General features: G+C 61.9%; 11 protein-coding genes. 1 reads left to right on the plus strand and 10 read right to left on the minus strand.

Annotated features, from left to right (window positions below; all coding sequences use genetic code 11):
* Nucleotides 1-121: 121 nt before the first annotated feature.
* From ASD31_RS13715 to ASD31_RS13755, 8 genes are all read right to left on the minus strand, one after another.
* The gene (locus tag ASD31_RS13715; RefSeq protein WP_056334430.1) at nucleotides 122-589 is read right to left on the minus strand and encodes a MaoC family dehydratase; all 468 of its coding nucleotides are present in this window, start codon (nucleotides 587-589) and stop codon (nucleotides 122-124) included.
* A complete protein-coding gene (locus ASD31_RS13720; RefSeq protein ID WP_056334432.1) occupies nucleotides 586-1,041 on the minus strand; it encodes a MaoC family dehydratase in 456 nt (151 codons plus the stop codon). The genes ASD31_RS13715 and ASD31_RS13720 overlap by 4 nt, the downstream gene beginning before the upstream one ends.
* A 31-nt stretch (nucleotides 1,042-1,072) precedes the next feature.
* Nucleotides 1,073-2,176 (minus strand): redox-regulated ATPase YchF, encoded by a 1,104-nt coding sequence (gene ychF, locus ASD31_RS13725; RefSeq protein WP_056334435.1) that lies wholly within the window; start codon nucleotides 2,174-2,176, stop codon nucleotides 1,073-1,075.
* 307 nt (nucleotides 2,177-2,483) lie between these two features.
* Complete coding sequence (locus ASD31_RS13735) at nucleotides 2,484-2,891, minus strand: GNAT family N-acetyltransferase (RefSeq protein WP_082520569.1); 408 nt, start codon at nucleotides 2,889-2,891, stop codon at nucleotides 2,484-2,486.
* Between the two features lie 59 nt (nucleotides 2,892-2,950).
* On the minus strand, nucleotides 2,951-3,664 hold the full coding sequence (pth, locus tag ASD31_RS13740; protein ID WP_056334439.1) for an aminoacyl-tRNA hydrolase: 714 nt from the start codon (nucleotides 3,662-3,664) through the stop codon (nucleotides 2,951-2,953).
* A gap of 102 nt (nucleotides 3,665-3,766) precedes the next feature.
* Nucleotides 3,767-4,486, minus strand: coding sequence for a substrate-binding periplasmic protein (locus ASD31_RS13745; protein ID WP_056334440.1), 720 nt, complete (start codon nucleotides 4,484-4,486; stop codon nucleotides 3,767-3,769).
* A gap of 22 nt (nucleotides 4,487-4,508) precedes the next feature.
* Nucleotides 4,509-6,875: a putative bifunctional diguanylate cyclase/phosphodiesterase gene (locus ASD31_RS13750; protein WP_056334757.1), complete on the minus strand. Its 2,367-nt coding sequence runs from the start codon at nucleotides 6,873-6,875 to the stop codon at nucleotides 4,509-4,511.
* Nucleotides 6,876-7,107: 232 nt separating this feature from the next.
* Nucleotides 7,108-7,719 carry a 50S ribosomal protein L25/general stress protein Ctc gene (locus tag ASD31_RS13755; RefSeq protein WP_056334444.1) on the minus strand — a complete coding sequence of 204 codons (612 nt, stop codon included), beginning with the start codon at nucleotides 7,717-7,719 and terminating at the stop codon, nucleotides 7,108-7,110.
* Nucleotides 7,720-8,035: 316 nt separating this feature from the next.
* On the opposite strand from ASD31_RS13755, the gene ASD31_RS13760 reads away from it, so the two are divergent.
* Entirely contained in the window at nucleotides 8,036-10,120 is a 2,085-nt protein-coding gene (locus tag ASD31_RS13760) for a putative bifunctional diguanylate cyclase/phosphodiesterase (RefSeq protein ID WP_056334447.1), read from the plus strand.
* 9 nt (nucleotides 10,121-10,129) lie between these two features.
* Here ASD31_RS13760 and ASD31_RS13765 read toward each other — a convergent pair whose 3' ends face one another.
* Together ASD31_RS13765 and ASD31_RS13770 are read right to left on the minus strand one after the other, a co-directional pair.
* On the minus strand, nucleotides 10,130-11,314 hold the full coding sequence (locus tag ASD31_RS13765) for a benzoate/H(+) symporter BenE family transporter (RefSeq protein ID WP_056334450.1): 1,185 nt from the start codon (nucleotides 11,312-11,314) through the stop codon (nucleotides 10,130-10,132).
* A gap of 199 nt (nucleotides 11,315-11,513) precedes the next feature.
* Nucleotides 11,514-12,446, minus strand: coding sequence for a ribose-phosphate pyrophosphokinase (locus ASD31_RS13770; protein ID WP_056334453.1), 933 nt, complete (start codon nucleotides 12,444-12,446; stop codon nucleotides 11,514-11,516).
* Between the last annotated feature and the right edge of the window lie 271 nt (nucleotides 12,447-12,717).

The raw sequence follows: 12,717 nt of genomic DNA on the forward strand, positions 1-12,717 counted from the left end.
ATGTCGCGCAAAAGTGTGCAGCGGTTTTGCGACAACGACATGCGTAGAAACAAAGACTTCAAGTGCGGAAGCGAATCCGAAGGATCGCGACGCGCTTAAGATGAGTGCGGCGTGCCGATGCTCAGGGGAATTCGATGACCCTGCTCTCGAAGCGAATCACCGGCGCGCCGTCCTGGTTCTCGCCTTCGCACAGGATGGTGTTGATGCGCCATCCCGGCCGCGATTCCAGCTCCTTGGCGGCGATGAAGGTCACGAAATAAGTGATCGTATCGCCGGCAAAGACCGGCCGCAGCCAGCGCATGTCGCGAAAGCCGGGCGAGGGGCCGAGCTTCGGCGCGGTAATGCCCTCGGCCGCCATCCGCTTCATCTCGTCCAGCCAATAGGGAACGAAACATTTCATCCAGCCGGCGCAGGTATGCCAGCCGGAAGCGCAGAGCCCGCCAAACAACGACGCGCTCGCCGCGTCCGCGTCGAGATGGAAGGGTTGGGGATCGAATTTCTCGGCGAAGCGGATGATGTCGTCGGCCGTGAAAATCACCGATCCGATGGTTTCGCGCGTGCCTTCGGGGTGGAGATCCGCCAGCTTCATGGCTTTTCTCCCGTCGGCCTGCAGCGGATCATATTGGCATAATCGCAGATCGCCACCGTCTCGTCCTTCTGGTTGGTGACGACGGCCCTCAGGCGGACGATGCCGATCTCCGGTCGCGACCGGGAGACGCGCGCCTCAAGCACGGTGCAGGTGCCCGACAGCGTATCGCCGGAAAGCACTGCCTTCTTCCATTCCATGCTGTCGACGCCGGGCGAGCCTTCCGAGGCCGCCTGGCCGATATAGCCGTCGCACAGCATGCGCATCATCATGGCGCTGGTATGCCAGCCGGAGGCGGCAAGCCCGCCGAGGATGCTCGCCTTGCCGCCGTCTTCCGACATATGCATCGGCTGCGGATCGAATTCTGCGGCAAAGGCGATGATGTCTTCAGCCTTCACCGTCACCGGCTTGAAATCGAACTGCCGCCCGACCGGAAAATCCTCGAAATGAAGCATGGGCTTGTCCTTCTGAAAGGCCCGCCTAAGATCAGGTGTTGAAGCGGAAGTGGATCACGTCGCCGTCCTGCACGACATATTCCTTGCCTTCGTCACGTGCCTTGCCGGCCTCCTTGGCGCCGGTTTCGCCGTTGAAAGCGATATAATCGTCATAAGCGATGGTGAAGGCGCGAATGAAGCCGCGTTCGAAATCGGTGTGGATCACGCCGGCCGCCGCGGGGGCCTTGGTGCCGCGCTCGATCGTCCAGGCCCGCGTTTCCTTCGGGCCGACGGTGAAATAGGTGATGAGGTCGAGCAGCGTGTAGCCGGCGCGGATCAACCGGTCGAGGCCGGCCTCGTGCAGGCCGAGCGCCTCTAGGAATTCCTTGGCTTCCTCGTCGGGCAATTGCGCGACTTCGGCCTCGATCGCCGCCGAGATCACCACGGTCTGCGCGCCTTGCGCCTTGGCCATGTCCTCGACTGCCCTGGTATGAGCATTGCCGTCCACGGCATCTGCCTCCGCGACATTGCAGACATAGAGAACCGGATGGGCGGTCAGGAGATTGAGGCCCTTGAGGATGTCGCGTTCCTCGGCGCTCAGTGTCGACAACAGCGTGCGGACCGGCTTGCCATCCTGAAGAAGTTTCAGGGCGGCATCCATGACCGGCAGCAGCGTCAGCGATTCCTTGTCCTTGGAGGCGGCGCGCTTGCGGGTCTGCTCGGTGCGCCGCTCCAGGCTTTCGAGGTCCGCAAGCATCAACTCGGTCTCGATCGTCTCGGCATCGCCGACCGGATCGATACGGCCCTCGACATGGGTGATGTCGTCATCCTCGAAGCAGCGCAGCACATGCACGGTCGCATCGACTTCGCGGATATTGGCGAGGAACTTGTTGCCGAGGCCTTCGCCCTTCGACGCCCCGCGTACCAGGCCGGCAATATCGACGAAGGAAATGCGCGTTGGAATCAGTTCCTTCGACTTGGCGACATCGGCCAGCTTGCGCATGCGCGGATCGGGCACCGCCACTTCGCCGGTGTTCGGCTCGATGGTGCAGAACGGATAATTCGCGGCCTGGGCCTGCGCGGTCCTGGTCAGCGCGTTGAAGAGAGTGGACTTGCCGACATTCGGCAGCCCGACGATACCGCATTTGAAACCCATGGCCTTGATACCTGTCCGATCGAATTCTGTTGCTGTGCTTTTGCGGAAACTCGGCCCGGGGTCAAGTCTAAGTCCGATTTTGTGGCTTTATATAGGGTTCATCACGGCATACCGCTTGGCTCCAAGCATAGATAAGACAAAAGACGATGGGGGCTGCGCATGGCTCGGCGTCCGCGACATCGCCGTCTACGCCCGCGATGTCGCCTGAACGAAGCCGCGGAGGTGGCCGACCTGAGCAAGGAAGCGGGTTTCCGGTGATGTTACGATCGAGGCGCAGGGATAAAACCGAAACAGTAACTGGCTATGTTTAAATCTCGCGGGGTCGTCTGATCTGGAAGCCTGTCTTGCTCTGCACAAAACCGCAGCCCTCGTAGAATTTCAGCGTTGCCGGATTGGTGGAACCGGTGAGCAGCATCACCTTGTAGCATCCTTGCTGCCAGGCGCTTTCGAAGGCATGCCTGATCAGAGCGCCGGCATGCCCGCGTTGTCGAAACCGGACATGGGTGACAACGTTTTCGATGAGCGCATAGGGTGCGCCACCACGCGTGAGATTGGGTATGGTGACCAAGGTCACCGTGGAACTGGTTGTCTCGTTCACGGCGCCGATGAAAATGGTCATGCCGGGATGGGCCAGCATTTCACCAAACCTTCCGGCGGCCAGTTCCTCATCCAATTCGGGATCATCGGGGTTGAGATGTCGATAGAGGGCCAGCATTCCGGGGAGATCGTTTTGATCAGCGGGGCGGATGTTGAAAAAGCCGGACGGCGTCACGCCTATTCGCCCTTGTTGCCGAACAGCTTCTTCAGCATTTCGGCCATCGGTCCGGTGGTCGGGAGGATTTTCGGCTGGGCATTGTTGCGGGTCTGGCGGATATGGGATTTGCCGGCAGGCTTGGCTGGGGCCGGGTCGGGTTCCGGCTTGCTGCCGGTGGCCAGCGCCAGCTTGTTCAGGAGCTGCGAATCCTCGCCCTTCACCAGCATCTCGGCATTGTCGGCGAGTGCCTCCAGCAAGGGCTCCAGCCAGAGGCGGTCGGCCTTGGCGAAGTCGCCGAGCACATGGTTGTGCACCTGTTCCTTGGAGCCCGGATGGCCGATGCCAAGCCGCAGGCGGCGGTAGTCCTTGCCGCAATGGGCATCGAGCGACTTGATGCCGTTATGGCCGCCATGGCCGCCCCCCAGCTTGATCCGCGCCTTGCCGGCCACGAGATCGAGTTCGTCATAGATGGCAAGCACCTGCCCTGGCCCCAGCTTGTAGAAGCGCATTGCTTCTCCGACGGCCTCGCCAGACAGGTTCATGAAGGTCTGCGGCTTCATCAACAGCACCCGCTCGCCGCCGATCTCGCCCTCCGAAATCAGCGCCTTGAACTTCTTCGACCAGGGCGAAAACCCGTGGCGTCGCTGGATCTCGTCCACCGCCATGAAGCCGATATTGTGGCGGTTGCCGGCATATTGGGCACCGGGATTGCCAAGACCTGCGAAAATCAGCATGGGAACATCTCTAAAAAATCGTCTGTGGTCTTGCACCGCGTCGGGGCGGGGATGTCAACCGCTTGCCGCGGCATGCGCGCGTTTTTGCGGCGAACCTTACGGTTACCGGCGGTTTGGCCGCACGCCGTAGCGGGTCAGGATACGGTCCTGCGTGCCATCGGCGATCAGTCTGTCGAGTTCTTTCTGCATGCGGGCGATCAACGCGTCCGGCAGGGCAAGATTGCAGGCGAAGCCATATCGCTGTCCTTCAAGCGTGAGCGCCGATTCGACGGCGCTTCCCCGGTCGCGCATGGCTTCGAAGGTCTTTTCGGAGGTCACCATCAGATCGACGCGGCCGCTCAGCAGCTTCTTCTCCGTCGTCTCCAGGTCTGTCGCGAGATCGATCTTCGGGAAATTGTTGTTGCGCAAGAAGCCGATGGCGAAATCCTCGCGCTGCGCGCCCACGATGAAGCGTTTGGCCTCATCGATCGTGGCCGGATTGACGCCGGAGCCGGCCTTGCGCACCATGATCATCTGGTCGACCAGCAGCGGCTCCACCCATTTGAATCGCTTGTCGCGGTCCTGGTCATGGCCTGTCGTGAACAGGCAGGTATGCGGCTGCTGCTCGGTCCGCGACAGCGCCCGCGCCCAGGGCAGGATTTCAAGCGAATAGCCCAGCCCGAGCGCCTTCATCATCAGTTCGGCCTGCTCGACCGAGGTGCCGGTAATGGCGCCGTCCTTGCTGAAATTATAGGGTGCATATTCCTCGGTGAGCAGGGTCAGATCCTCTGCGTGGGCCATGCCGGCAAGGAAAAGAACGAGCGTGAAAACCAGATGCTTCATTGCTGGTCTCCTCCGGACCTGGTCATGCGATCGTGCTGACCTTGGCTTCTGACTCCATCTCCAGCATCAATAGCATGTTTTCGATCGGCATCGGCTTGCTGAAGAGGTAGCCCTGGCCGAAATCGAGCCCCAGCTTGCGCAGAAGCTCCCACTGCTCCTTGGTCTCGACGCCCTCGGCGACGACGGTGCAGCCCATCTGGTGGGAGATGGTGCGGATGCCCTTGATCAGCATGCGGCTCTTGCGGCGGATGTCGGCCGTTCCGACCGTGAGCGAGCGGGTGAAGGACTGATCGACCTTGACGATATCGACCGGGAAGCGATTGAGGTAGCTCAGCGAGGAATAGCCCGTGCCGAAATCATCGAGCGCGATGCGGCAGCCGAATTCGCTGAGCTGTTTCAGGACTGCATGGACGCCCGGATTGTCGGCCATCAGCACCGCCTCGGTGATCTCGATGACGATGCGGGAAGGGGAAATGTGATGCTTGAGGAGCAGCGCCGCGAGCTTGTGCGGCAGCGTCTCCTCGAATTGCAGCGGCGAGAAATTGACCGCCAGATAGGTTGCGTCGGCGCCTTCCAGCCCGCTGAGGCGGGCAAGATGCCTGATCGCCTTTTCCAGGACCTGCTCGCCGATCCGGGCGATCGTGCCGGTTTCCTCGGCGATGCCGATGATTTTTCCCGGCGGCAGAATGCCCTTTTCCGGATGGTTCAGCCGCATCAGCGCCTCGAAGCCGGCAATGCGCCCGTCGCCGAGGCTGACGATCGGCTGGAGATAGGCTTCGAACCAGTCCTCTTTCAGCCCCGCCTCGATATATTGCTCGATTTCGTGGCGTTCCCGGGCCGTGTCGAGCATGCTGGTATCGAAGACCAGCATGCCGTTCTTGCCGTCGCGCTTGCGCGCATACATCGCCATGTCCGACTTGAGCAGCAGTTCGGCCGCATTGGCGGCGTGGTCGGGATAGAGCGCAACCCCGATGCTGGCGCTGACGGAAAGTTCGGCCCCCTCGACAAGGATCGGTTCGCGCAGGCTGGCGCAGATGCGGCCACCGATCTCGCTTGCCAGCGCCTCGACTTCCTGCGCGCTGACGAGGATGGCGAATTCGTCGCCGCCGAGCCGCGACATGGTGTCGTCCGGGCGCAGCGTCGTCCTGATGCGGGAGACGACCTGCTTCAGCACCGCATCGCCGGCGGCGTGGCCGAAATTGTCGTTGATCCACTTGAAGCGGTCGAGGTCGATGAAGATGCAGGCCAGTTGCATCGCATTTTCGTCGGCATTGCGGATGGCGTCGTCGAGCGCCGCCTCGAAGCCCTGGCGGTTGAGAAGGCCGGTGAGGTGATCGGTGATCGCCTGGGCATGGTTGCGGCTTTCGGCCTGCTTGAGCGCGGTCACGTCGGTCATCACCGAGAGCGACAGGCTGCTCGCGTCCTTCGTCTCGAGGATCAGCACCGTCATCGTCTCGCCATTCGCCTTGACGAAGGGAACCGTCACCTCGCAGATATTGGCATGCGCCGGGCTGATATTGCTGCGGCGCGCGCGGTAGGTCTCGCGCCAGTGTTCGTCGACGAAGTCGGTGAAGATGCAGCCGATGACGTGGCTGCGATCGTAGCCGGTGGCCATCAGCCAGTAATCGCTGACGGCGGTGATGCGGTTGGCGGGATCGAGCGAGAACAGCATGGACGGCGTCAGATTGTAGATTTCCGTAGCCCGGCCATGCGCCAGCTTCAGCTCTGTCTCCTCGCGTTCGAGCTTGCTTTGCATCTCGTTGAAATTATGGGCAAGCATGCCCATCTCGTCCTGCGCGGTCCAATCGACCTGATGGCGCGATCCGAGCCTGCGCGTGGCTTCGATGGCTGCCGTGAGGCGCATCAGGGGCCGGATGACGGTGATGCGGTTGCCGATGATGGCGGAGGCAAAGACGATGCCGACGGCGACGATCAGGATGAACAGGACGCTCAGCTCGTCCTTGCTGAAACGGGAGAGAAGACCCGGCATCGCCCGCTTGAGTTCCAGCGTTCCAACGGATTTTCCTCCGTCCTGGGACGTGTAGAAAATCGTCCTGGTCAGCGTCTTGTGCGCCAGGCCCTTGTCCACGGAGTTAGTCGGCAGCCGCACCGAGATGGATCCCGAGCTGTCCCTGACCTCTACCGAGATGACATCCGCGCCGGCGAGCAGCGATCTGGCGATCTGCTCGATGCCGTCGGTATCGAAATCCCAGAGCGGCTTTCCAAGCGCCTGGGCGCTGGCTTCCATGAGTATCTGCGTATTCTGCAGATGCTCACGCGCGACGCGCTCCGACGACAGGCTCAAAAACAACACGATCAGGGGAGCGATGAAAACGAGCATCGCGCCGCAGACGATCGCAATGAAGCGATTTTCGACGGAATGCATCATCGGACGCATCCGGGCGCTTTACTGGCGTCATCTTTCATTCGGATTCTCATACGCTGAAATCGGACTGGTTCCCCGTCATCAACACATCATGAAAATCTTAAATGTTGCTGAAACTCCTGCATAAAAGATCAAAAGGCCAAGACTGGATGTCGTCTTGCACCAATCGCCAGACAATAAAAAACCCGCCTGCGCAGGGCTGCGCGGCGGGTTTTCATGCCGTGCTGTCGGAGTTTTATTCTTCCGAAGCCGTCTCTTCTTCCTCTTCCGAAACGCCGCCGGCCGGAGTGGCGATGGTGGCGATCGTGAAGTCGCGGTCGGCGATCACCGGAGTGACGCCAGCCGGCAGCTTGATGTTCGAAATATGGATGCCGTCGCCCAGCTTCAGGCCGGTCAGGTCGGCCGTCAGGAATTCCGGGATGGCGTCGGCGGAAACCGACACTTCGACTTCGTGGCGAACGATGTTCAGGACGCCGCCGACCTTGAGGCCCGGGGACTTCTCTTCGTTGACGAAGTGAACCGGAACCTGGACGGTCACCTTGGAGTCCTTGGACACGCGCAGGAAATCGACATGCATGGTGAAGTCACGGACCGGATCCAGCTGGTAGTCCTTCGGCAGGACGCGGATCTTCTCGCCGCCGACGTCGATCGTGGCGACCGTGGTCATGAAACCACCGGCGTGAATTTTCTGGGTGACTTCCTTCGTGGAGAGGGCGATGGAAATCGGAGCCTGCTTGTCGCCATAGATGACAGCAGGAATAAGACCGTTGCGGCGAAGTTCACGGGAGGACCCCTTACCAACCCGTTCGCGCGTTTCGGCCTTGAGCTCGTAGGATGCGTGGCTCATGGCAGTACCTTTCTGGTGTTTTGGAGAGTTCGTCCGCTCGTGTTCGAAACGGAATGAACCGAGGCCTTTGACCGCCTCATCCGCGTTTGCCTCCAAGGGTGTCTGCGCGGACGCGCGTCCTTAACCGAGAACCCGGCGAAATGCAAGGGCGGCTGGTCGGCCCGAATGCGCGTCTCGTGGTGGCCGAGGACGATCGATACACGCCCGGCGCGATCATTTTCAAGCCTTGATAACCTTCATCGCATCGCGCCTGAACGGTGTTAATCTCTCTTAGTGTCTTTTCGGCACAGTCCGCCCAATTCCAAACGGGTGTCCCATGCTGAAAGTCCTTTCCTGTATCGCAACCGAACATGAATACGGTTTGCTGTCGCTGGCCGTGCTGGTCTGCGTCCTCGGCTGCACGCTGACGCTCAGGCTTTATGCCCGGGTCGGGCGCACGGTCGGCGTGCAGAAGCTGAACTGGCTGTTCATGAGCGGCGTCATCGGCGGCTCCACCATCTGGACCACCCATTTCATCGCCATGCTCAGCTTCAAGTCGTCGCTGCAGCACGCCTATGAGCCGGTGTTGACGATGGCGTCGCTCGGCGTGGCGATCGCCGTCACCACGCTTGGCCTGTTCGTCACCGCTCTCAGGAAGTCCGGCCTCACCGTCGAACTGGGCGGCGCCGTGGTCGGCGCGGGCATAGCGCTCATGCATCATATGGGCATGGCGGCCTACCAGATCGGCGGGCGGCTGGAATGGGACATGACCTATTACACCGCCTCGGTCCTGCTTGGCATCGGCTTCGGTGCCTTTGCCACCCACTGCCTTTCGCGGCCCGCAGGCCATTTCTCCCGATATGGCGGCATTTCCGGGCTCATTCTGGCGATCATCGCGGTGCATTTCACCGGCATGTCCGCCGTCACCATCGTTCCCGATCCGATGCTGCAGCCCTCGGCGGCGCTCATTCCCGACACTTTGCTGACGATCATGGTCGTATCGCTGATGTGCGTGATGCTGGGGCTCGGCGCCTCCACCTATGTGATCGATCTCCACACCACCCACCAGGCGGCCGAGCGCTTCCGCCATCTGTCGCTGCACGATCCGCTGACCGGACTTCCGAACCGCGTCGCCCTTGGCGATCGCCTCGAAAACGTTACCCGCCAGTGGAGGGACGAGGGCCTGCGCACTGCCGTCCTTTCCTTCGACCTCGACCGCTTCAAGGAGGTCAACGACGTGCATGGACATGCTGCCGGCGATGCGGTCCTGCGCATCATTGCCGAGCGCATGACGAAAATCCTGGGCGAGGGGGAATTCGTCGCGCGCATCGGCGGCGACGAATTTGTCGCGCTGACATCGAACCTCTTCATGAAGAACGAAGCGAAAAGCTTTGCCGCGCGCCTGATCGGCGAGATCGTAAAGCCCATCATATGGCAGGACAAGACCCTTCTCGTCGGCACCAGCGTCGGCATTTCCGTGTTTCCCGTCGATGCGCTGTCTGCGGAAGACCTTCTTGCCCAGGCCGATCTTGCCATGTACCGGGCGAAGGCCAGCGGCAGCAATGCCATCCGGCTTTACGAGTCCTCGATGGACGATGCGGCCCGCAAGCGCAGCATCCTCGCCATGGATATGCGCCAGGGCATCGAGCGCGGCGAGTTCGAGCTTTATTACCAGTATCAGAACAATTCGCTGACGCGCGACGTCATCGGTTTCGAAGTGCTGCTGCGCTGGCACCATCCGGCGCGCGGCATGGTGCCGCCGATGGATTTCATCCCGATCGCCGAAAGCAACGGCTTTATCCACGAACTGGGAGACTGGGTTCTGCGCACCGCCTGCCGGCAGGCCGCGTCCTGGACGAATCCGCTCAAGATCGCCGTCAATGTCGCGCCGACCCAGCTTGCCGATCCGAACTTTCCGCTGCGTGTCGGCGAGATTCTCGCCGAGACCGGCCTCGATGCCTCCCGTCTCGAACTGGAAATCACCGAAACCGGGATCATCGGCGACCAGCAGCATGCGCTGAACATCATCCGACAACTAAAAAAGCTGGGCGTCGGCATCGCCATGGACGACTACGGTACCGGCTATTCCTCGCTTTCGACCCTGCAGAACTTTCCCTTCGACAAGATCAAGATCGACCGTGCCTTCATCGATGGCGTCACCAGCAACAGGCATTCCGCCGCCATCGTGCGCTCGACCATCATCCTTGCCCAGAGCCTCGATATCCCGGTGCTGGCCGAAGGCGTGGAAGATGAGGACCATATGCGCTTCCTCTGCGGCGAAGGCTGCCTCGAGGTCCAGGGCTATCTGTTCGGAAAGCCGATGCCCTTGCGCGACATCCAGCATGTGGTCAACAGGGTGCCGGACCAGCCTGAGATGTCGCAAGATCCGGTTTTTCCGCCGGACGAACAGGAGGCCGCCTGATGCCTTTGCTCAGTGTCGGCGCGCGCGCGTAAAGCGTGCGAGCGCCAGCATCAGTCCGCCGGCGAGGAGGCCCCAGAAGGCGCCGGAAATACCGGCAAAGCCGACGCCCGAGGCCGTGACCAGGAAAGTGACCGCGGCCGCTTCCCGGCTGTCGGGTTCCTTGAAGGCGGCCATGGCCGAGCCGGCGAAAGCGCCGATCAGCGCAAGCCCCGCGACCGCCTCGATCAGGATCGGCGGGGCCAGCCGGACGAAGGCGATGACGCTCGCCGCCAGAAGGCCGAACACCACGTAGCCGGCGCCGGCGACGACGGCTGCCCAGTAGCGTCGCGCCGGATCGCGGTGCGCATCTTCGCCGGCGCACATGGCAGCCGTGATGGCGGCGAGATTGACCGCATGTCCGCCGAACGGGGCGCTCAGGATAGAGAAGACGCCGGTGGTGGCAAAGAGCGGGCCGGGCCGCGGCTCGTAGCCGTTGACCTTCAGCACGGCGATGCCCGGAATATTCTGCGATGCCATGGTGACGATGAACAGCGGCAGCGCGATGCTGACGAGGCCGGCCGTGGTAAAGGCGGGGCTCACCCATTCTCCCTGAGGAACGAGCGTCGCCGAAAGACGCGCCACGGCATCGGCCGGCATGTCGATACCGAAGGCGAGCACGAGCGCGAAGGCGAGGAGGGCGGCGGGAACGGCAAACAGGCGGTTGACGCTGCCGACGATCGCCCAGGCGAGAACGATCGGCAGGCCGAGCAGCGGATCGAAGGCGACCGCCTTGACCGGTGCAAAGCACAGCCCGATCAGCACGCCCGCCAGCATCGCATTGGCCAGCGCCGCCGGGATCGCGGCCACCGCCCGCCCCAGCGGTTTCCAAAGGCCGGCCATCACGACCAGAACGCCGCAGACCAGAAAACTGCCGACAGCCGTGGCAAAGCCGCCCGCAACCGGCACCGAACTTGCCAGGAGGGCAGCACCCGGCGTCGACCAGGCGATGCTCACCGGCAGGCGGGTGGAAAGGCTGAGAACAATGGCGCAGAGCCCCATGGAAATGCAGAGCGCCATCAGGCCGGAGGCCGCCTGCGTCTCGGTCGCGCCGACGGCGGTCAATCCCTGCAGCACCACGGCGAAGGAACTGGCGAAACCGACAAAGGCGGTGAGCAGGCCCATGAAAAGGCTCTGGAGCGAAAAGTCCCGGAACATCGAGCGGCAACCATGATGGGATGAAATGAGGGCGAGGAATCTGCCTATCACATCACGGTGCCCGCGCAAGCCCGGCCATTCTTAAACCGCCGTGGTTGCGCACAATCCGACCCATGACGATGCAGGACGCGCCAAGACGCGAAGGCGGCAAAGCAGTAGCCAGTAATCCGCGATCATCCCCGGGAAGCGGGCAGGACGATCAATCGAATAGGCTGGAGACGGATTCTTCGAGGCTGGTGCGGTGGACGGCCTCGCCGATCAGGCTGGCTGTCGAGATGACGCGTATATTGTGGGCCGATTGCACCGCCGTCGTCGGCTGGATCGAATCCGTGATCACCAGTTCCTTCAGCATGGAAGAGGTCACGCGGGCAACCGCGCCGCCCGACAGGACGCCGTGGGTGATATAGGCGGTGACGCTGGTCGCGCCGTTCTTGAGCAGCGCCTCGGCGGCGTTGCACAGCGTGCCGCCTGAATCGACGATGTCGTCGATCAACAGACAGTCCTTGCCGATGACCTCGCCGATGACGTTCATCACTTCGGATTCGCCGGCGCGTTCGCGCCGTTTGTCGACGATCGCCAGCTGGCAGCCGAGGCGCTTGGCAAGCGCGCGGGCGCGCACCACGCCGCCGACGTCGGGCGAAACCACCATGACATTGCTGAGTTCGTAATGTTCCTTGACGTCGCGCGCCAGGATCGGGACGGCATAGAGATTGTCGGTCGGAATGTCGAAGAAGCCCTGGATCTGTCCGGCATGAAGGTCAAGCGTCATCACCCGGTCGGCGCCGGCCTCGGTGATCAGGTTGGCGACCAGCTTGGCGGAGATCGGCGTGCGCGGACCGGGCTTCCGGTCCTGGCGGGCATAGCCGAAATAGGGGATGACGGCGGTGATGCGGCGGGCCGAGGAGCGACGCATGGCGTCGATCATGATCAGCAGTTCCATCAGGTGGTCATTGGTCGGGAAGGAGGTGGACTGGATGACGAAAACATCCTCGCCGCGCACGTTTTCCTGGATTTCCACGAAGATTTCCTGGTCGGCAAACCGTCTGACGGTCGCTTTGCCCAGGGGCAGGTTGAGATAATTGCAGATCGCTTCGGCGAGCAGCCGGTTCGAGTTGCCTGCGAAAACCTTCATCGATGGTCCGCCTGTGCTGGCGCGGGTCGTTCCACGCAATTCCGTATACCGCCGGGCCCCGATCGCCCCGGCCAATGCGGGCTTCATAACGCCCTTGACTTCGAATGCAAGGGGATTGCCGCGTCGCAGCGCGGTTTATCCTAAAAACTTTTGCCTTGGCGTGGCGAGCCTACGACAGCGATAACGCAGACCGCGCAAAACTGTGCGGCGGTTTTGCGATAACGACATGCGCAAAATCAAAGACCTAAAGCGCGGGAAACCTATCGGAAAG

The sequence above is a fragment of the Rhizobium sp. Root482 genome (genome assembly GCF_001426565.1).
In the GTDB taxonomy this organism is placed as follows: Bacteria; Pseudomonadota; Alphaproteobacteria; order Rhizobiales; family Rhizobiaceae; genus Pararhizobium.

Excerpts from the sequence above, each read along its gene's own strand:
- ASD31_RS13760 (WP_056334447.1), top strand. The coding sequence starts at position 8,036 with ATGCTGAAAGTCCTTTCCTGTATCGCAACCGAACATGAATACGGTTTG.
- ASD31_RS13745 (WP_056334440.1), bottom strand. The coding sequence starts at position 4,486 with ATGAAGCATCTGGTTTTCACGCTCGTTCTTTTCCTTGCCGGCATGGCC.
- ASD31_RS13735 (WP_082520569.1), bottom strand. The coding sequence starts at position 2,891 with ATGCTGGCCCTCTATCGACATCTCAACCCCGATGATCCCGAATTGGAT.
- ASD31_RS13770 (WP_056334453.1), bottom strand. The coding sequence starts at position 12,446 with ATGAAGGTTTTCGCAGGCAACTCGAACCGGCTGCTCGCCGAAGCGATC.
- ASD31_RS13715 (WP_056334430.1), bottom strand. The coding sequence starts at position 589 with ATGAAGCTGGCGGATCTCCACCCCGAAGGCACGCGCGAAACCATCGGA.
- ASD31_RS13755 (WP_056334444.1), bottom strand. The coding sequence starts at position 7,719 with ATGAGCCACGCATCCTACGAGCTCAAGGCCGAAACGCGCGAACGGGTT.
- pth (WP_056334439.1), bottom strand. The coding sequence starts at position 3,664 with ATGCTGATTTTCGCAGGTCTTGGCAATCCCGGTGCCCAATATGCCGGC.
- ychF (WP_056334435.1), bottom strand. The coding sequence starts at position 2,176 with ATGGGTTTCAAATGCGGTATCGTCGGGCTGCCGAATGTCGGCAAGTCC.
- ASD31_RS13765 (WP_056334450.1), bottom strand. The coding sequence starts at position 11,314 with ATGTTCCGGGACTTTTCGCTCCAGAGCCTTTTCATGGGCCTGCTCACC.
- ASD31_RS13750 (WP_056334757.1), bottom strand. The coding sequence starts at position 6,875 with ATGATGCATTCCGTCGAAAATCGCTTCATTGCGATCGTCTGCGGCGCG.
- ASD31_RS13720 (WP_056334432.1), bottom strand. The coding sequence starts at position 1,041 with ATGCTTCATTTCGAGGATTTTCCGGTCGGGCGGCAGTTCGATTTCAAG.